Source organism: Exiguobacterium sp. s7 (assembly GCF_018618195.1).
GTDB lineage: Bacteria > Bacillota > Bacilli > Exiguobacteriales > Exiguobacteriaceae > Exiguobacterium > Exiguobacterium mexicanum_A.
The window spans coordinates 400143-417816 of record NZ_JACSLO010000002.1; the positions used below are offsets into that span (position 1 = coordinate 400143).

The window sequence follows — 17674 nt, forward strand, 5'->3', positions numbered from 1 at the left end:
GGAAACAAGAATGGACGTACTCAAAGTTTCGGCAAAATCGAATCCTAACTCCGTGGCGGGTGCACTCGCTGGCGTACTTCGTGAAAAAGGAACGTGTGAGATTCAAGCAATCGGCGCCGGGGCGCTCAATCAATCCATTAAAGCGGTCGCGATCGCGCGTGGTTTCGTCGCGCCGAGCGGATTGGATTTGATTTGCATCCCTGCGTTCACCGATATTATGATTGACGGAGAAGAACGAACGGCAATCAAGCTCATCATCGAACCACGATGAGCTTGCGGTCGGGACATAGGTCCTATTCTTGTAAGAGAAGCCATCGGCGCGGATGGCTTCTCTTTTTTGTCTGAAAATATGACGTTCTATCTTCTCAGGTTCGTCATTTTATGACAAGATGAAAGGGAACGTGAAGTTCGATCAAGAGATGAAGAGGGGGACGTTTTCAATGGAACAGCTCGTGTCTATGACAGAGAAGGAAGCAACGACACCTGTGATGAAAGCGATTCAAAAACATACGGCCGGATTCGGGGCGAAGTTGGTCGAAGTGCCAATCCCGACACCAGGAGCCGGGCAAGTGTTGATCAAAGTGAAGGCGACATCGATTTGCGGGACCGATGTCCACATCTATGAGTGGGACGACTGGGCGAAGAGCCGAGTCAAACCGCCATACGTGTTCGGTCACGAGTTCGCGGGGGAAGTCGTGGCGCTCGGGGAAGGTACGAAACGCATCCAAATCGGACAGACCGTATCGGCCGAGACGCATATCGTTTGTCATCAATGCAAACAATGTTTGCGCGGGCAATATCACATCTGTAAGAACACGAAAATCATCGGTGTCGACACGCAAGGCTGTTTCGCCGAGTACGTCGTCATGCCGGAAGAGAACTTGTGGGTCAATCCCGAGTCGATGCCGTCGAAGCTCGCCTCGATTCAAGAACCGCTCGGTAACGCTGTCCATACGGTGCTCGCCAGTGACGTGTCGGCCAAGTCGGTCGCCATCGTCGGTTGTGGACCGATCGGGCTCATGGCCGTCGGTGTCGCCAAAGCAGCGGGCGCGAGCCGGGTCTATGCAATCGATGTCAACCCGTATCGGTTGAAGCTCGCCGAAGACATGGGGGCGGACGTCGTCATCAATAGCCTTGAGCAAAATCCGCTCGAGCTGATCATGGATCAGACGGAGGGGGACGGCATCGATGTCGTCTGTGAGATGAGCGGGCATCCGGTCGCCATCGACCAGGCGTTCAAGATGGTCACGGCCGGCGGCGATGTCAACGTGTTGTCACTCCCGGCAAAACCGGTCGCGATCGACCTGACGCGTGACGTCGTCTTTAAAGGGGTACGTGTCCAAGGCATCACCGGACGCAAGATGTATGAGACGTGGGGCCAAGTGTCGACGCTTCTCGCGACGGGTCAGCTGAACGTCGAACCGATTATCACGCACGTGTTCAAGCTCGAGGAGTTCGAGCAAGGTTTCGAGCTCATGCGGGCCGGGAAATGTGGAAAGGTCGTCTTATTACCATAAACAGGGGGAATCAATATGGCATTTGAACATATTACAGAAGCAGTCAATGAAATGAAACAAGCGGGCACGTTCCGTTCGCTCGTGCCGCTCGAATCAGCACAAGGGAACGAGGTCACGATCGGTGGCAAGTCGCTCGTCCAGCTATCGTCGAACAACTATCTCGGTCTCGCCAACCATCCGCGCTTGAAGCAAGCGGCAATCGAAGCGGTCGAACAGTTCGGTGCCGGCACTGGGTCGGTGCGGACGATCGCCGGGACGTTCGAGATGCATGAGGCGTTCGAACGCGAGCTCGCCGAGTTCAAGCATACGGAAGCGGCGCTCGTGTTCCAGTCGGGCTTCGCGACGAACCTCGGCGTCTTGTCGGCGCTACTCGGCCCAGAGGACGTCGTCATCAGCGACGCGCTCAACCACGCCTCGATCATCGACGGCATCCGGTTGACGAAAGCGGCCCGCCGCATCTATAAACACGTCGATCTCGAGGACTTAGAAGCGGCCTTGAAAGAGACGCAAGATTACCGGACACGTCTCATCGTCACGGACGGCGTCTTCTCGATGGACGGCAATATCGCGCCGCTCCCGGAAATCGTCGAGCTCGCCGAGAAGTATGACGCGGCGGTCATGGTCGACGACGCCCACGCTTCGGGCGTGCTCGGGAAGAATGGTCGCGGTACGGTCAACCACTTCGGTCTCGACGGACGGGTCGCGCTCCAAGTCGGGACGCTATCAAAAGCGATCGGCGTCCTCGGCGGGTACGTCGCCTGCTCGAACGACGTGCGCGACTTCTTGATTCAAAAAGGACGTCCGTTCTTGTTCTCGACGTCACACCCGCCAGCGGTCGTTGCGGCGAACCGTGAAGCGATTCGTGTCATGAAGGAAGAAGAGGAACTGTTCGATAAGTTATGGGCGAACACCGAGTTCTTTAAGACAGGACTTCGCGATCTCGGCTTCGATATCGGGCATGCGACGACACCGATCACGCCGGTCATGCTCGGTGAAGAGACACTCGCACACACGTTCTCGGACAAGCTGAAAGACCACGGCGTGTTCGCACAGAGCATCGCCTTCCCGACGGTCGAGAAAGGCAAGGCCCGGATTCGGACGATCGTGACGGCGGAACATACCCGTGACGACCTCGAACGTGCGCTCGCTGCCTTCAAGGCGGTCGCAGAAGAATTGAACGTCACGCTCCACGCGTAAGGTTGAACTGCAGACGAACCGTCTGCAGTTTTTTTTGGTGGGGTGATGTGGACGTGAGATAAACCATCATGCCCATCCGTTCATTCATTTGAAATTTTTGGTAGGCATATAGGAGGTAGGCTTTAAAATTTGAACAGTTAAGACATGATGAATGGTTATCGTTTATTTCAAACACCGTATTTTGATCAAAAAATCTTAAGAAAGATATTCGGAGTAGGCTAACCTTCTTTTGATTGTCTGAACATATTTTTTTCTTGGCTGGGGTCCGTGTGCATCTGGGGAACAAATATTGTTTCAAGATTTAGAGGAGCCAACGCTGATGGGTGATATAGTTCCCAGTCATTTTCTTTTGGCTATCCACATCAAAAAGCAAGGCCCGTGGCCCTGCTCAAAGAATCAACATCCCGCGGAATCCACGGGCCGCATAATACGAATCGGCACCATTATGATAGAGGAAGATATGGTCGTAGCGGCGGTCGCAGAATAAGGCGCCGCCTTTTTGACGAATCGTTTCTGGAGTGACAATCCAGCTCGATGTTTTCAAATCGAACGAACCGAGCGTCTGTAGATGACGATACGTTGCTTCGTCGAGTAGCTCGATTCCCATCTCCTCAGCCAATGCGACGGCGCTCCCATCCGGTTTGTTCTTCTTCCGTGCCGCCAACGCCGAAGCGTCATAGCATAGGCTGCGTCGACCACTCGGACTTTCTGGAGAGCAGTCGCAAAAAGCTAAGGCGCCATTCGGAAGTCGAATCACATCAGGTTCGCCGCCGGTTCGTTCCATCTCGGCAAGCACGACGAGTTTCTGGTCGTCCTCTTGAAGGCGAGTCAAGACGTCGGGCCAAGTGAGATCAGGATGTCGTTCGGGATGGGCGTTAAATCGTACATGTAGAGTTTGCAATATCTCGTCCTTTTCCTGGTTTGATAACGTGTTCATATTTAGATTCCTCCTAACTAGTATTTTCTTTTAGTATACGTGATGCGGAATGAATCTGTTGTAACCAAAGGAATTGTAAATCATATAAGGGGGCGCCTTTTTGTTATGAAGATTGGACCACATCTCCCATCTGGTCGATTTGTCGACCGACCCAGACGAGCGGAACGGTCAACGCTGCGCCAATCAAATAGACGATGGCAATCGGCAATCCGTCCGCGAGTAGTCCGAACGTCAGGCTGCCGATGCTGAAGGCGAGGGTGTAGGCCGTCTGTTGGACGCTATACACGTACGGAAGTTGCGAGGCAGGTGTCATTTCTTGGAGCACCGTGTTCGTCTGGATGATGCGGAGCTGGGTGGCGTATCCTTGAACCGCGAGCGCGATGAGCGCGAACGCGATATGAGATGTCATGCCGAACAATAGGGCCGCTAAGACAGACAAGATGGAGCTGACGGCGAGCGAGCTGTTGCGCTTTGCGCGATACAGGTAAGCGCTGGCCAGAATCATGCTAATCAAGAAGCTCGCGTTCATCGTTCCCCACCAGCCCGTATCGATGTGGAGGTGGCGTTCCAAATAGACGAGCAAGAGCGCCGAGATCCAGAGTGTGCTGACGAACGACTCGAACGTGACGAACACCGTGATTAACCTGGCGAAAGGAGCAGTGCGCACGAAGGCGAGGCTGTCCTTAAGCGATATGTCTGATTCGCCATCTTCTACCGTCACGTCGCGGTCGAGTGAACGGACGAAGCGAAGCGTGACGAGCGTCGAGAGCATGAACAACATCAACGCGATCATCAGAGCGAGCTCGCTTGAGAAGGAAGCGACGACCATCGTGCCGAGAGGCCACATCGCCAGCTGAATGAACTGGTTCGACCCTTGGACGAGACTGTTCGCTTGTTGGCGATTCGTCGTCAGCCTGGGGATGAACGACGCCTGGACCGGACGGGCGAACCCATCCAAGAAGGCGATGAGCACGACGAGGCCGAGGACGAGAATCGACTCCGACCAAATGACGGCCCCGAGCAAGACTGTCTTCAACAGTTGTGTGACGAGCAACATCTGACCGAAGGTGAACCGAGATAAGATGCGGGCAAAGAACAGACCGCTCACGGTCATGCCGAGCGTGACGGCAATCGGGAAACTGGCCGCAGCCAGGGCGGAACCGGTCTGTTGATATAACAAAGCGATTAAGGCGACGATATAAAGCACGTCACCAATATTGGCCAGCCATTGACTGACCAGCATCAGGTAAAACGACTTCATCATGACTCTCCTCCGGAACTATTCAATTTTGGGTGGATGACATGAGGTCGAATTACATACTTTCACCGCTTTCAAATTATTTACAAATAGTTTACGATGAAATGATGAAGAACACAATAATTGGTAACTTAACGGGGGAAATGACATGTTACGCTATGACATCAATGATCAGCTTCAACTACGAATGTTCACCATTGACGACGCGGAGGCGTTGTTCCAATTGACGATGGCATCGAAGCCATACCTTCGCGAGTGGCTCGGGTGGCTCGATTACACCGAGACGGTCGAAGATTCGCGGCAAAACATCGAAGGACGAATCAAAGGATTGATGGAGACGGGCGGCTATCCGAAATCGTTCGCGATTGTGTATCAGGACGAGCTCGCCGGGACGATCGGCTTCAATGACATCGACCGGGGCATCAAATGCGGGACGGTCGGCTATTGGCTCGGCCAAGACTTTCAAGGCAAGGGCATCATGAGTCAAGCGCTCGAGACGGTCATCGATTATGGGTTCCGTGATTTGAAACTCGATAAAATCGAGATTCGGGTCGCAACTGGGAACGTGAAGAGCCGGGCGCTGCCCGAGCGATTCGGTTTCCTCGAAGAAGGGGTGCTTCGCAATGCGGAGTGGCTCTATGACCGCTACGTCGACCACGTCGTGTACGGGCTGTTGCGAGATGAATGGGCCCATTAACATACAAAACCCCGTCCTGTTACAAGGCGGGGTTTTCGTTTGGGATTTGTTCGCCGTAGAGTTCGCTACCGAACTCCGCGTACGCCTGTTCGTAGCGCCGGAGTGATGACTCTTTATGCATACATGTCACATTCATCCGCTCGAGTGACGTCATGTCGGTCGCGTACGTCTTCAAGACGTGGGCGTTCCGGAGCATCGATGGTGTGACCGAGCGGGTGAGACCGCTCCGTTCGTTCAATTGGCGCATCATCTTCGTGATCATGACGATCGTCAACTGTTTCGGCTGGTTCTTCGCATACACCCAGCGGAATGTCATTCGGGCGAAGTCGAACGAGACGAAGACGGGGTCGTCCGAGTACCAGCGCGGACGGACGGGCGTCGGGATGTCGGCCAAGTAGTTCATGAGGAGCGTTTGGTCTTCTTGACTGAGTTTCAACGTGAACCGGTTGCCGAGCCGGTCATAGACGTCGAACTCATGGCTCGCGAGATGCAGGTCGTTCATCCGGAGACGAATGATATGGTGGACCCGGAGACCGTATTTATAGAACAGCGTGACAATCAACTCGTTTCGGTTGACGAGATATGGGTGCGCCTGGAGCTGATTCTCGCTCAGACCGCTTGTTGAGCGGATCGTCCGGACGAGCTTGTTGAACTCGGCAGGCAAGGCGATCTGGTCGACGGTGAGCGTGTGGGCCGGTTGCGCATACGTCAGCATCTTCTTACGGAGCGGGTTCAAGAAGACGGTCAGGCTATTGATGACGGTGACAATCCGGGCGACCGTCGCCTGTTGATATTGCTTCTCCTCGATGAGGAAGTCGTTGACGAACGTCTTCCACGATTCGAGCGGGACGGCGAGCCACGCCTCCGGGGCATCGAGCTCGACGTTATGGTCATGAAAGTATTTGTGCACATCGATCAAATCGTACCGATAGCGTTTCAGCGTCGACGGTTGACGGCCGCTCGCGCCGAGATGGAACAAGTACGCCTCGATATATTCAGGCAATGGATACTCTTTTCTACGTTTCGTCATGGACGTTCCTCCTTCTCCTCATATCGTACCACAAACGGACGTTCTCCATTCGTCGTTTCGTGGTAAGATGGAGGATGAGACTTATAGGAATGAGGGATTTTTATGCAACGAGAGAAAGTCATTATCGTCGGGTGTCAATTACCGACCGTCGACGATTGGACATATGAACAATCGATGGGGGAACTCGTCGAATTGGTCGATACGGCACGAGGTGAGGTCGTCGCCCGTCTCGATCAGAAACGGCAACAAGTCGACCGCCGCACATTCATCGGGAAAGGGAAGGTCGAGGAGCTCGCGGTGCTCATCGAACAGTTCGAGCCGGACATCGTCATCTTCAACGCCGAGCTGTCGCCGGCCCAATCGAAGAATATCCGCATCTCGCTGAACGACCCGGACGAGATGAAACTGATTGACCGGACGCAATTGATTTTAGACATCTTTGCCGGACGGGCCCAATCGAAAGAAGGGAAGCTCCAAGTCGAGCTCGCTCAGATGAACTACCTGCTCCCACGTTTGATCGGACAAGGCACGCAGTTGTCACGTCTCGGTGGCGGAATCGGGACTCGGGGACCGGGTGAGACGAAACTCGAGTCCGACCGTCGTCACATCAAGCGCCGCATCGATGAAATCAAGAAAAATCTCGAAGGCACGGTCGCGCACCGTGACCGTTACCGGGAGCGTCGGAAAGAAAACCGTGTGTTCCAAGTCGCGCTCGTCGGTTACACGAACGCCGGGAAGTCGACAATCTTTAACCGCTTGACGGATGCGGATACGTACGAACAGGACGAACTGTTCGCGACGCTCGACCCGCTCACGCGCGAGCTCGAGTTGCCGCGGGGCGGTAGAGTGTTGATCACGGACACGGTCGGATTCATCCGGGACTTGCCGACGAAACTCGTCGCCGCGTTCCGCTCGACGCTCGAGGAAGTGCTCGGGGCCGACCTCGTCTTGCACGTCATCGACGCATCGAATCCGCATTACATGAACCAAATCGACACGACGAATTCGGTCTTGTCGGAACTCGGGGCGAGTGAGGTACCGCAGCTCGAGGTATACAATAAGAAAGACCGGTTGACCGAAGACTTCGTCGGCGGACCGCTCGTCATCTCGGCGCTCGATTCGACCGATATCGAGACGCTCATCGGCGCGATTGAAGATAAGATTGCGGATGTGTTGACGAAAGTACACGTCGTCTTGCCGGTCCGCTCGTTCGAGCATTACCATCCGGCCAAAGATTCGATGTATCGTCTCGAGGAGAAGTTCCTCGATGACGGTTCGGTCGAACTCGTCGGATATATGAGAGAAGACACGCGTCTATATGCGACGCTGAAACCATTTGAGGTGTGAAACAATGATGTGGCAAGAAAAGATTGCGTACTATGATGAATTGGCCCCGTTCGTGACCGAGGCGGAAGAACGGGTAAAACCATATTTTGAAACGATCGAGGCGACGGCGGAGTTCAACCAATACCGTGTCCTCGAGTCGTTCAAGAAACACAAAGTGTCGGATTTCCATTTCAATCCGACGACCGGGTACGGCTATGACGATATCGGGCGCGACACGCTCGAGTCGATCTACGCCGACGTGTTCGGGGCGGACCTCGCCCTATGCCGTCCGCAAATCATCTCCGGGACACACGCCATCGGGATTGCCTTGTTCGGTGTGTTGTTGCCAGGAGATGAGCTGCTCTATATCACCGGCAAGCCGTACGATACGCTCGAAGAGATCGTCGGGATTCGGGGAGACGGCCGTGGGTCGCTCAAAGAGCTCGGTGTCGGCTACGACACTGTCGAGCTGAAAGAGGACCGAATCGACGTCGAGACCGTCATCGGACGGATTCGTCCTGAGACAAAGCTCGTCGGCATCCAGCGCTCGAAAGGTTACGCCAATCGTCGCAGCATCCCGGTCCAAGAAATCGGTGAGGCGATCAGGAAGATCAAAGCGGCACATCCGCACGTCTTCATCTTCGTCGACAACTGCTACGGCGAGTTCGTCGAGACGATCGAACCGACCCATGTCGGGGCCGATCTCATGGCCGGCTCGCTCATCAAGAACCCGGGTGGCGGCTTGGCGAAGACGGGCGGCTATATCGCCGGGACGAAAGAACTCGTCGAACGCTGTTCGTTCCGCATGACGACGCCAGGCATCGGGAGCGAGGCCGGTCCGTCACTCTACTCGCTTCAAGAGATGTACCAAGGGTTTTACATGGCGCCACATACAGTCGCCCAAGCGTTGAAAGGGGCACACTTGACGGCGAGCCTGCTCGGATTGCTCGGTTTCGAGACCGACCCGCATTATACGACGCCCCGGACCGATTTGATTCAATCGGTGACGTTCCGCGACCGTGACAAGATGATCGCCTTCTGTCAGAGCATCCAAATGGCGTCACCGGTCAATGCCCACGCGTTGCCGGTACCAGCCTATATGCCGGGCTATGAGGATGACGTCATCATGGCGGCCGGGACGTTCATTCAAGGCTCATCGATTGAACTGTCGGCCGATGGACCACTCCGGGCTCCATACACGGCATACGTCCAAGGCGGATTGACTTACGCCCACGTCAAGGTCGCGCTCATGCTCGCCTTGAGCCAATTGCGGACGAAAGAGCTCGTCACATTTGACCGTGACAATATCTCACAGAAGTTGTAACCGAAATGTCATGTTAACTTTCTTAACATCTATTGACAGGTAAGTTGTCATATATTATTCTCACAGTGTGAGACAGAAAAGGAGGGGTAAGAGATGGCCGATCAATTTCGTCGCTCCAACCCGTTGTTTCCGATTGGAATCGTTCAAGATTTGACACAGCTGACAGGTAGACAGATTCGGTACTATGAAGAACAGGGTCTAATTTCGCCTAGTCGGACGGAATCGAAACGACGGCTCTATTCCTTTAATGATGTCGAACGTCTACTCACGATCAAGGATTTTATCGACCAAGGCTTCAACTTGGCGGCGATTCGTCATATGCTCGACAACACGGACGCCAAAGATGCGGAATCACCAAAGCCGCCGGTCGATGAAGCACCGAAGATCTCTGAACAAGAGTTACACAAATTATTGAAAACACAGCTTCAAGAAGCTGGCCGTTTCAATAAGACGTCGCTCATTCAAGGTGAGCTGTCACGTTTTTATCGATGACGCCAGTACACTAACCATTACACAATGTGAGAGGGGACATTTCACCATGGCCAGAAAAACGTTCACGAAAGAAGACATCAAACGCATCGCACAAGAAGAGGACGTACGCTTTATTCGTCTTCAATTCACGGATATCCTCGGTACGATCAAAAACGTCGAGGTACCGATCAGCCAATTGGACAAAGCACTTGATAACAAGATGATGTTCGATGGCTCTTCAATCGAAGGGTTCGTACGCATCGAGGAATCAGACATGAACCTCTATCCAGACCTTGACACATGGGTTGTCTTCCCGTGGACAGACGGCAGCGGTAAAGTCGCTCGCTTGATTTGTGATATTTATACGCCGGACGGCAAACCGTTCAGCGGTGACCCGCGCGGCAATTTGAAGCGTAACCTCGAGCGCATGCAGAAGCTCGGCTTCACAGCGTTCAACGTCGGACCAGAGCCTGAGTTCTTCCTCTTCAAGAAAGACTTGAACGGCCAACCGACACTCGAACTCAACGACCAAGGCGGTTACTTCGACTTGGCACCGGTCGACCTCGGCGAGAACTGCCGTAAAGAGATCGTCATCGAGCTCGAAAACATGGGCTTCGAAATCGAAGCATCACACCACGAAGTCGCACCAGGTCAGCACGAGATCGACTTCAAATACGCAGATGCGGTCACGACGGCCGATAACATCCAAACGTTCAAACTCGTCGTCAAGACGATCGCAGCGAAATACGGTCTTCACGCGACGTTTATGCCGAAGCCACTCTTCGGTGTCAACGGTTCAGGGATGCACGCCAACATGTCGCTCTTCAAAGGTGACACGAACGTCTTCTACGATCCAAACGGCGAAATGGAACTCTCTGACACGGCTCGCGCCTTCACGGCAGGGATTCTCGAGCACGCTCGTGCGTTCACGGCTGTCTGTAACCCGACTGTCAACTCATACAAGCGCCTCGTTCCTGGTTACGAAGCACCTTGCTACGTAGCATGGAGCGCGCGCAACCGTTCACCACTCGTTCGTGTACCAGCGGCCCGTGGCCTCTCGACACGTATCGAAGTACGTTCGGTCGACCCAGCGGCGAACCCGTACCTCGCTTTGGCCACGCTTTTGGCTGCAGGTCTTGATGGAATCGAGAAAGAAATGGCGGCTCCGAAGCCGATCGATAGCAACATCTACGTCATGGACAAGCCAGAACGTGTTGCTAACGGGATTGACGACCTTCCGGCTACGCTCTTCGACGCGCTCGAAGTACTCCGTACCGACAAAGTCGTCATGGAATCACTCGGTGAACATATCGGTGAGCACTTCCTCGAGTTGAAAGAAATCGAGTGGGATATGTTCCGTACGCAAGTGACAGAGTGGGAACGCGATCAGTACATGACGCTCTACTAAGTCGACTAATAAGGGATATTCCCTTTAAAATCAGAGTCCTGAACGAGTCTTCATATGAAGTGCTCATTCAGGACTCTTTTTCTATAATTCGCTTCAACTAATCAATATAATGAGGGAGAATGTATATCACTATAAATGTAATGGAATGGGATAGGGGGACGAGAAGTGGCAACACCATTAAAAGACGTGTATGATGAGACCTTTTTGTTGGGATTCGGAAGACGTATCCAAACCGTGTATCCGTCATTTGACGTACAGGCTTTTATCGCATCAATCATAGATGAATCGTGGGAAGAGTTGGCACTCAAAGGGCGTACTCGACGTATTTCGATAAAACTCGGTCAGTATTTGCCACAGGATTACGAATCAGCTTTGGACGTATTGGTTGAAATTGCAGATGATTGTATCGGTTTTCCATACTTATTTTTTCCGGACTTTGTAGCGGTGTATGGACAGGCGGAAGAGCATTGGGAGCGCTCGATGTCAGCGCTCGAACGCTTCACACAGAAGTCGTCTTCTGAATTTGCGATCAGGTCTTTTTTATTGCGGGAACCAACGCGTGTGATGCACCAAATGACAGCTTGGGCCGTTCATCCGAACGAACATGTTCGGCGTTTGGCGAGTGAGGGTTGTCGTCCTCGCCTTCCGTGGGCGGAATCGTTACCGATGTTCAAAGAAGACCCAGCTCCAGTGTTGGAGATTTTAGAGTTGTTAAAAGACGATCCATCATTATATGTGAGAAAAAGTGTCGCTAACAACCTCAACGATATCTCGAAAGATCACCCAGAAGCTGTACTCGCAGTCTCGCGACGATGGCAGGGCGAGCATCCTCATACCGATTGGATCATTAGACACGGATGCCGGACACTGATCAAGTCAGCCCATCCTGACGCGTTAACGATGTTCGGTTATACGCAGGAAACAAATTTAACCGTCGACTCATCGATTTCTATACATCCGAACGTGATCCGCATAGGGGAGGCGTGCGAGATTCAGTACGATGTGTCCATTCGTCCAGGGGATGCTGCTTATGTTCGTATCGAATACGCGATTGAGTTTATAAAGGCCAACGGGAAAGCGAGTCGTAAAGCATTCTTGCTAGCGAATAGAACCGTCGCTGGGGGCGCGCGACTTGCAGCGACCAGAGTGCACGACTGGTCAGATTTGACGACCCGTCGGCATTATCCAGGGAAGCATCGTGTCGTCTTGTTGGTAAATGGACGAGAAGTGGCTGAACATCGTGTCATGTTGCATAAAAGTTATTGAACTTCTATATAATAAACGGTTCAAAAAAGGGCAACCCTGTCTATTTAGACGGGTTGCCCTTTTTGGGTGTGTAGCATAACGATCTGGTTAAAACGCACGTTTGAAGAACGTGGACGCATAGTCGAGCGTCGTATGTAGCGTCGTCGCGAAAACGAGTCCGAAGAAGCATGCTGCCCCGTTCAGGTCGAGCCACGATTTGACAGCTTCCTCATACGGCGTGACCGTGAGCAGAAGCGTGAGCGGGAAACCGAGATAGATGACCCGGATCAGATCGCTCAAGAGCGGAAAATGCGAGAATAACGACCGATGGGGCATAATCTTCACATAAGGGAGCCAAAAGCCCCGAAGCGGTCCCCATCGATAATAGGCGTCCGACTTCAAATCGAGATCCGGGGAGAGCCAGAACGTCCCGATGAGGGCGCCAAGCAGGAACACGGTCGGAACATCGATGTCAATAAAAGGCGTGGCAATCGCAAGAGCACCGATTGCCACGAGATTCGTACGGGTATGTGTCTTGCCACTAGCCATTAGTGAATCGTGCGGTATACACCGATGACCTTCCCTAAAATCGACACGTTATCGAAATACATCGCTTCGAGCTCGTCGTTCTCCGGCTGGAGGCGAACTTTCGAAGCTTCTTTATAAATCCGCTTCACGGTCGCTTCACCTTCATCCGTCATGGCGACGACAATCTCTCCATTGTCGGCCGTGTTCTGTTGACGGACGAGGACGCGGTCCCCATCCAAGATCCCCGCGTTAATCATCGAGTCCCCTGAGACAGAGAGCATGTAGACGTTGTCGGAACCGACGACGTGAGCCGGGAGCGGGAAGTGTTCTTCCACGTTCTCGATGGCCGTGATCGGCGTACCGGCTGTGACTTTCCCGATGACCGGCACGTACATGACGGCATCGTGGTCTTCGACGACGGACATCTCTTCATCCAAAATCTCGATGGCGCGTGGCTTCGTCTTATCACGTCGAATCAATCCACGCTTCTCAAGACGGTCCAAGTGACCGTGTACAGTCGAGCTCGATGCGAGCCCGACAGCCTCGCCAATTTCGCGGACCGAAGGGGGATACCCTTTCGCCCGGACCTCGGCTTTTATAAAATCAAGAATCTGTTGTTGTCTTGCTGACATTTTTTTCAATGGATTTCACCTCGATTATGTCGAATAACCTGCGAACGCATCCTATTCTTTATGGGTTTAGTTTAACACAAGAACACATGAGCGCACAAACATTCGTTCGTTTTTTTTCTGCTTGACCGAACAGAAGTTCTTGTTTTATGATGAGAACAGATAAACGAACAGACGTTCTCGAGAACGTGTATTCTTATTCCCAGGAGGCAATGATTATGAGAGACACAATCAATGGAATCATCTTAGTCGGCATGTTGGCACTCGGTATGTTCGTATTTTTCGCGGTCGGAGAGCTTCGTGACAACGAAGCGGTCGTCGTGACCGAACAAAAAGTCGAACACAGTATTGAAGAAGAAGTCGCCTTGAAAGAGGCGGAGACGCTCGAAGCGCACATTCTCGCTAAACGGGATGAGGAAAAAGACGACAAGACGACGTGGTTCGCCGCCGAATAATCGTTTCTGATTGCGAACATCCCTTCATCCTGTGTATCGTAGAGGGCGAATGGAAAGAAAGGAAGTGACGCGATGCGAGTCGTCATTTATTGTCGCGTATCGACGAACAAGTCCACCCAAGAGACGTCGCTCAGTCGTCAGGCGGACGAATTGAAGCAGATGGCGAGACGTCTTGATGCTGAGGTGGTCGATGTGATCAGTGAACAAGAGAGCGGGTATGAGGTCAATCGGGCGGGACTGCTCGATCTATTGGAGCACGTCTCGACGTCCGATCTCGATGCCGTGCTCGTGAGCGATGACAGCCGTCTCGGACGGGGAAATGCAAAAATCGCTATCTTGCATACGCTCATGAAACATAACGTGCGCTTGTTGACGATGCAGTCGTCCGATGAATATATCGTCTCCGACGCCGAGAAGATGGTACTCGAGATCGTCAGTGTCGTCGAAGAGTATCAACGAAAGATCCATAACGCTAAAATTTCACGCGGAATGCGTCGGGCGGTCGCGAACGGATTTAATCCGCATCGGAATATCCAGCACCATGACCAGGGAGGCCGGAGCCGAATCGAAGTTCCGATTGAAGAAATCGTCCAATTGCGTGAACGTGGACTCACGTTCGCTGAAATTGCCGCCACCCTCCGCGGTTTTGGTTATGAGGTATCGAAAGCGACCGTGAACCGGCGCTACTTGGAACACGTGTCGGTACCAGAAACTTGATTCCTGCTCGCTGATTTTGTACAGTAGAAGGACAAATTCAGTAGAGAGGGGGCGAGCCCGATGCTAGCACCTGAACAGTTGGAGCGAATCAATTTCCTCGCCAACAAAGCAAAGACAGATGGTCTGTCACCACAAGAGATGGACGAGCAGCAAGCGCTGCGCCAACAATATTTGCAAGCGTTCCGCCAATCATTCAAATCACAGATGATGGGAATGAAGGTCGTCGATCCGGAAGGAAACGACGTAACGCCAGAAAAATTAAAAGATGAGCAGGAACGTTACCGCTCAGAATGACCATGAATGCACATCCTATTTCATATAGGATGTGCATGTTTGTTATACGCGAACGTTGATCAGGGGGACTCATTGATGCGTTTTCAAACGAAAGGAAGTAAACGATTCCATTTAATGTGTTATACTAATTAATTAGTTGTGACACACGAATGAGTGTGCTAAAATATGACGGGTAGAAACTTTGTTAACAACAGAGAGGATGAAATTAGTGGAAACAACTACTAAAGAATTATTAGCGATTAACTCGATTCGGACGCTCTCAATCGATGCGGTCCAAAAAGCGAACTCAGGTCACCCGGGTATGCCGATGGGTGCGGCTCCGATGGCGTTCACACTTTGGACGGACAAAATGCGTCACAACCCGAAAAACCCGAACTGGTTCAACCGTGATCGGTTCGTCCTTTCAGCGGGACACGGTTCGATGCTCTTGTACTCGCTTCTTCACTTATCTGGTTACGATCTCTCAATGGACGATCTCAAATCGTTCCGCCAAATGGATTCGAAAACGCCTGGGCATCCAGAGTACCGTCACACGGCAGGTGTCGACGCGACGACTGGACCGCTCGGACAAGGGATCGCCATGGCTGTCGGGATGGCAATGGCAGAGAAACATTTGGAAGCGACGTACAACCGCGATGAGTTCAAAGTGGTTGACCACTTCACATACGGGATTTGCGGAGACGGTGACTTGATGGAAGGCGTATCGGCAGAAGCTGCTTCGCTCGCTGGTCACTTGAAACTTGGCAAACTCGTCGTCCTTTACGATTCAAATGATATCTCGCTTGACGGCGACCTTCACAAATCGTTCTCGGAAAGCGTTGAAGATCGTTTCAACGCCTACGGTTGGCAAGTGATCCGTGTCGAAGATGGTACGGATATCGATACAATCGCGAAAGCAATCGACGAAGCGAAAGCAGAAACGTCGAAACCGACCCTCATCGAAGTGAAGACGGTTATCGGCTTCGGTTCACCGAACAAGTCAGGCAAATCGGCATCACACGGTGCACCGCTCGGCGAAGCTGAAATTGAGCTCACGAAGCAGTTCTACAAGTGGGAAGGCGAGAACTTCTACGTACCGAACGAAGTATACGACTTGTTCAACGATAAAGTCGTTGAGCCAGGCGCGAAGCATGAAGCGGACTGGAACGAACTCGTTGAAGCTTACAAGTCAGCACACCCTGAACTTGGTGCCCAGTTCGAGCGTGCGATGAACAACGAGCTCCCAGAAGGTTGGGACAGCGAATTGCCGACGTTCGAAATCGGTTCGAAAAAAGCGACTCGTCAAACGAGCGGTGAAGTATTGAACGCGATCGCCAAAGCGGTTCCGACTCTCTTCGGAGGCTCGGCTGACCTCGCTGGTTCGAACAACACGATGATCAAAGGCGCTGCGGACTTCGATGAAGATCCAGCCGGCCGCAACATCTGGTTCGGAGTCCGTGAATTCGCGATGGCAGCAGCCGTCAACGGGATGGCGCTCCACGGTGGGGTCCTCCCATACGGCGCGACGTTCTTCGTCTTCTCGGATTACCTTCGCCCGGCAGTTCGACTTGCTGCTCTCATGGGAATCCCATCAACGTTCGTCTTGACACACGATTCAATCGCGGTCGGCGAAGACGGCCCGACGCACGAACCGGTCGAGCACTTGATGAGCTTCCGTGCGATGCCAAACTTGTCTGTTCTCCGTCCGGCTGACGGAAAAGAGACGATTGCGGCTTGGAAGCAAGCAATCACGACGAAAACATCACCATCGCTTCTCGTCTTGACGCGTCAAGCGTTGCCAGAACTCGAGGGCACGTCGGTTGAAGACGCAGCTAAAGGTGGCTATGTCGTCGCCGGCAACTCAAGCGAGGCAGACGTCCTCCTTCTCGGTACAGGTTCTGAAGTACACGTCCTCGTCGAAGCTCGCGAAGCACTCGCGGCTGAAGGCGTGAACGCGGCTGTCGTCTCGATGCCTTCGTGGGAATTGTTCGAAGCGCAGTCAGCAGAATACAAAGAGTCGGTCCTTCCGTCGTCGATCACGAAACGTGTCTCGCTCGAAGCGGGCGCGACGCTCGGCTGGTACAAATACGTCGGTTTCGGCGGAAAAGTACTCGGCATCGACAAGTTCGGCGCCTCTGCCCCTGGGGATCTCCTCATGAAAGAATACGGCATGTCTGTCGACAACGTCGTCGCAGCTGTCAAATCACTTTAATCGCATGTTGTCAGTGGTGGCCCGGAGGTTTGGGTCACCACTTTTTTTTCAGACGACTAGCGAATTAGCGTAATATAGTGTATAGTAAAAAACGATGTTTCATATGGTAGAGGAGGTTAAGCCTTGAGTACATTATTCTGGATTCTTCTTATCGTGGCAGCACTAATCGGGGGTATTGCGATCGGTTTCTTTATCGCTCGTAAATACATGATGAACTACCTCGAACAGAACCCACCGATCAACGAAGATATGATTCGTACATTGATGATGCAAATGGGTCAAAAGCCGTCACAGAAGAAAGTCAACCAAGTGATGCGCGCCATGAACGTTCAAATGAAGAACGAAAAGAAATAAACTCGATCGACCGAAGCACTTTGCGCCCGCAAAGTGCTTTTTTCATCCAGTTTTTGTTAGACAATCTAACAAACTTTCGCTAATCTAATAGAATAG

The 17674-nt window shown here is 52.6% G+C and carries 19 protein-coding genes; 14 read left to right on the forward strand and 5 right to left on the reverse strand.

Translation table 11 applies throughout. The features are described from left to right. Positions 1-10: 10 nt before the first annotated feature. From KNP79_RS04625 to KNP79_RS04635, 3 genes are all read left to right on the forward strand, one after another. On the forward strand, positions 11-271 hold the full coding sequence (locus tag KNP79_RS04625) for a stage V sporulation protein S (RefSeq protein ID WP_012726477.1): 261 nt from the start codon (positions 11-13) through the stop codon (positions 269-271). A gap of 169 nt (positions 272-440) precedes the next feature. Continuing rightward, positions 441-1517: an L-threonine 3-dehydrogenase gene (gene tdh / locus KNP79_RS04630; RefSeq protein ID WP_138859327.1), complete on the forward strand. Its 1077-nt coding sequence runs from the start codon at positions 441-443 to the stop codon at positions 1515-1517. Between the two features lie 15 nt (positions 1518-1532). Continuing rightward, positions 1533-2714, forward strand: a complete 1182-nt coding sequence (locus KNP79_RS04635) for a glycine C-acetyltransferase (protein ID WP_214707601.1) — start codon at positions 1533-1535, stop codon at positions 2712-2714. A gap of 388 nt (positions 2715-3102) precedes the next feature. On the opposite strand, the gene KNP79_RS04640 is transcribed toward KNP79_RS04635, so the two are convergent. Together KNP79_RS04640 and KNP79_RS04645 are read right to left on the reverse strand one after the other, a co-directional pair. Further along, positions 3103-3651 (reverse strand): DUF4256 domain-containing protein, encoded by a 549-nt coding sequence (locus KNP79_RS04640; protein WP_138859329.1) that lies wholly within the window; start codon positions 3649-3651, stop codon positions 3103-3105. Positions 3652-3754: 103 nt separating this feature from the next. After that, on the reverse strand, positions 3755-4912 hold the full coding sequence (locus tag KNP79_RS04645; protein WP_138859330.1) for an MFS transporter: 1158 nt from the start codon (positions 4910-4912) through the stop codon (positions 3755-3757). A gap of 145 nt (positions 4913-5057) precedes the next feature. Between KNP79_RS04645 and KNP79_RS04650 the strand changes: the two genes are divergently transcribed. Beyond that, complete coding sequence (locus KNP79_RS04650; protein ID WP_138859331.1) at positions 5058-5606, forward strand: GNAT family N-acetyltransferase; 549 nt, start codon at positions 5058-5060, stop codon at positions 5604-5606. A gap of 19 nt (positions 5607-5625) precedes the next feature. Here KNP79_RS04650 and KNP79_RS04655 read toward each other — a convergent pair whose 3' ends face one another. Next, complete coding sequence (locus KNP79_RS04655; RefSeq protein ID WP_214753197.1) at positions 5626-6636, reverse strand: site-specific integrase; 1011 nt, start codon at positions 6634-6636, stop codon at positions 5626-5628. Between the two features lie 102 nt (positions 6637-6738). Here KNP79_RS04655 and hflX point away from each other — a divergent pair, with 102 nt between their 5' ends. The 5 genes from hflX to KNP79_RS04680 all read left to right on the forward strand — a co-directional run bounded on the left by hflX (position 6739) and on the right by KNP79_RS04680 (position 12431). Then, positions 6739-7983, forward strand: coding sequence for a GTPase HflX (gene hflX / locus KNP79_RS04660; protein ID WP_214753199.1), 1245 nt, complete (start codon positions 6739-6741; stop codon positions 7981-7983). 7 nt (positions 7984-7990) lie between these two features. Next, positions 7991-9286, forward strand: coding sequence for a methionine gamma-lyase family protein (locus KNP79_RS04665; RefSeq protein ID WP_138860295.1), 1296 nt, complete (start codon positions 7991-7993; stop codon positions 9284-9286). 93 nt (positions 9287-9379) lie between these two features. Then, entirely contained in the window at positions 9380-9778 is a 399-nt protein-coding gene (locus tag KNP79_RS04670) for a MerR family transcriptional regulator (protein WP_214797554.1), read from the forward strand. 46 nt (positions 9779-9824) lie between these two features. Further along, positions 9825-11165: a type I glutamate--ammonia ligase gene (gene glnA / locus KNP79_RS04675; protein ID WP_034777799.1), complete on the forward strand. Its 1341-nt coding sequence runs from the start codon at positions 9825-9827 to the stop codon at positions 11163-11165. 165 nt (positions 11166-11330) lie between these two features. Then, positions 11331-12431 carry a DNA alkylation repair protein gene (locus KNP79_RS04680; RefSeq protein WP_215191401.1) on the forward strand — a complete coding sequence of 367 codons (1101 nt, stop codon included), beginning with the start codon at positions 11331-11333 and terminating at the stop codon, positions 12429-12431. Between the two features lie 87 nt (positions 12432-12518). On the opposite strand, the gene KNP79_RS04685 is transcribed toward KNP79_RS04680, so the two are convergent. Both KNP79_RS04685 and lexA read right to left on the reverse strand, forming a co-directional pair. Further along, positions 12519-12959, reverse strand: a complete 441-nt coding sequence (locus KNP79_RS04685; RefSeq protein WP_215191403.1) for a metal-binding protein — start codon at positions 12957-12959, stop codon at positions 12519-12521. After that, on the reverse strand, positions 12959-13579 hold the full coding sequence (gene lexA, locus KNP79_RS04690; protein WP_021067589.1) for a transcriptional repressor LexA: 621 nt from the start codon (positions 13577-13579) through the stop codon (positions 12959-12961). Before lexA ends, KNP79_RS04685 begins: the two co-directional genes overlap by 1 nt. Positions 13580-13785: 206 nt before the next feature. Here lexA and KNP79_RS04695 point away from each other — a divergent pair, with 206 nt between their 5' ends. The 5 genes from KNP79_RS04695 to KNP79_RS04715 all read left to right on the forward strand — a co-directional run bounded on the left by KNP79_RS04695 (position 13786) and on the right by KNP79_RS04715 (position 17578). Next, positions 13786-14022 carry a hypothetical protein gene (locus KNP79_RS04695; protein ID WP_214711305.1) on the forward strand — a complete coding sequence of 79 codons (237 nt, stop codon included), beginning with the start codon at positions 13786-13788 and terminating at the stop codon, positions 14020-14022. A 72-nt stretch (positions 14023-14094) separates the two neighbouring features. Further along, complete coding sequence (locus KNP79_RS04700; protein WP_034777790.1) at positions 14095-14739, forward strand: YneB family resolvase-like protein; 645 nt, start codon at positions 14095-14097, stop codon at positions 14737-14739. A 60-nt stretch (positions 14740-14799) separates the two neighbouring features. Next, positions 14800-15033, forward strand: coding sequence for a DUF896 domain-containing protein (locus tag KNP79_RS04705; RefSeq protein WP_034777788.1), 234 nt, complete (start codon positions 14800-14802; stop codon positions 15031-15033). A 199-nt stretch (positions 15034-15232) separates the two neighbouring features. Next, the gene (tkt, locus tag KNP79_RS04710; protein WP_214763195.1) at positions 15233-17224 is read left to right on the forward strand and encodes a transketolase; all 1992 of its coding nucleotides are present in this window, start codon (positions 15233-15235) and stop codon (positions 17222-17224) included. Positions 17225-17347: 123 nt separating this feature from the next. Beyond that, positions 17348-17578, forward strand: coding sequence for a YneF family protein (locus KNP79_RS04715; protein ID WP_021067584.1), 231 nt, complete (start codon positions 17348-17350; stop codon positions 17576-17578). Positions 17579-17674 lie beyond the last annotated feature (96 nt).

What these genes read in the sequence shown, in the direction of transcription:
- KNP79_RS04625 (WP_012726477.1), top strand. Translation starts at nt 11, where the DNA reads ATGGACGTACTCAAAGTTTCGGCAAAATCGAATCCTAACTCCGTGGCG.
- tdh (WP_138859327.1), top strand. Translation starts at nt 441, where the DNA reads ATGGAACAGCTCGTGTCTATGACAGAGAAGGAAGCAACGACACCTGTG.
- KNP79_RS04635 (WP_214707601.1), top strand. Translation starts at nt 1,533, where the DNA reads ATGGCATTTGAACATATTACAGAAGCAGTCAATGAAATGAAACAAGCG.
- KNP79_RS04640 (WP_138859329.1), bottom strand. Translation starts at nt 3,651, where the DNA reads ATGAACACGTTATCAAACCAGGAAAAGGACGAGATATTGCAAACTCTA.
- KNP79_RS04645 (WP_138859330.1), bottom strand. Translation starts at nt 4,912, where the DNA reads ATGAAGTCGTTTTACCTGATGCTGGTCAGTCAATGGCTGGCCAATATT.
- KNP79_RS04650 (WP_138859331.1), top strand. Translation starts at nt 5,058, where the DNA reads ATGTTACGCTATGACATCAATGATCAGCTTCAACTACGAATGTTCACC.
- KNP79_RS04655 (WP_214753197.1), bottom strand. Translation starts at nt 6,636, where the DNA reads ATGACGAAACGTAGAAAAGAGTATCCATTGCCTGAATATATCGAGGCG.
- hflX (WP_214753199.1), top strand. Translation starts at nt 6,739, where the DNA reads ATGCAACGAGAGAAAGTCATTATCGTCGGGTGTCAATTACCGACCGTC.
- KNP79_RS04665 (WP_138860295.1), top strand. Translation starts at nt 7,991, where the DNA reads ATGTGGCAAGAAAAGATTGCGTACTATGATGAATTGGCCCCGTTCGTG.
- KNP79_RS04670 (WP_214797554.1), top strand. Translation starts at nt 9,380, where the DNA reads ATGGCCGATCAATTTCGTCGCTCCAACCCGTTGTTTCCGATTGGAATC.
- glnA (WP_034777799.1), top strand. Translation starts at nt 9,825, where the DNA reads ATGGCCAGAAAAACGTTCACGAAAGAAGACATCAAACGCATCGCACAA.
- KNP79_RS04685 (WP_215191403.1), bottom strand. Translation starts at nt 12,959, where the DNA reads ATGGCTAGTGGCAAGACACATACCCGTACGAATCTCGTGGCAATCGGT.
- KNP79_RS04695 (WP_214711305.1), top strand. Translation starts at nt 13,786, where the DNA reads ATGAGAGACACAATCAATGGAATCATCTTAGTCGGCATGTTGGCACTC.
- KNP79_RS04700 (WP_034777790.1), top strand. Translation starts at nt 14,095, where the DNA reads ATGCGAGTCGTCATTTATTGTCGCGTATCGACGAACAAGTCCACCCAA.
- KNP79_RS04705 (WP_034777788.1), top strand. Translation starts at nt 14,800, where the DNA reads ATGCTAGCACCTGAACAGTTGGAGCGAATCAATTTCCTCGCCAACAAA.
- tkt (WP_214763195.1), top strand. Translation starts at nt 15,233, where the DNA reads ATGAAATTAGTGGAAACAACTACTAAAGAATTATTAGCGATTAACTCG.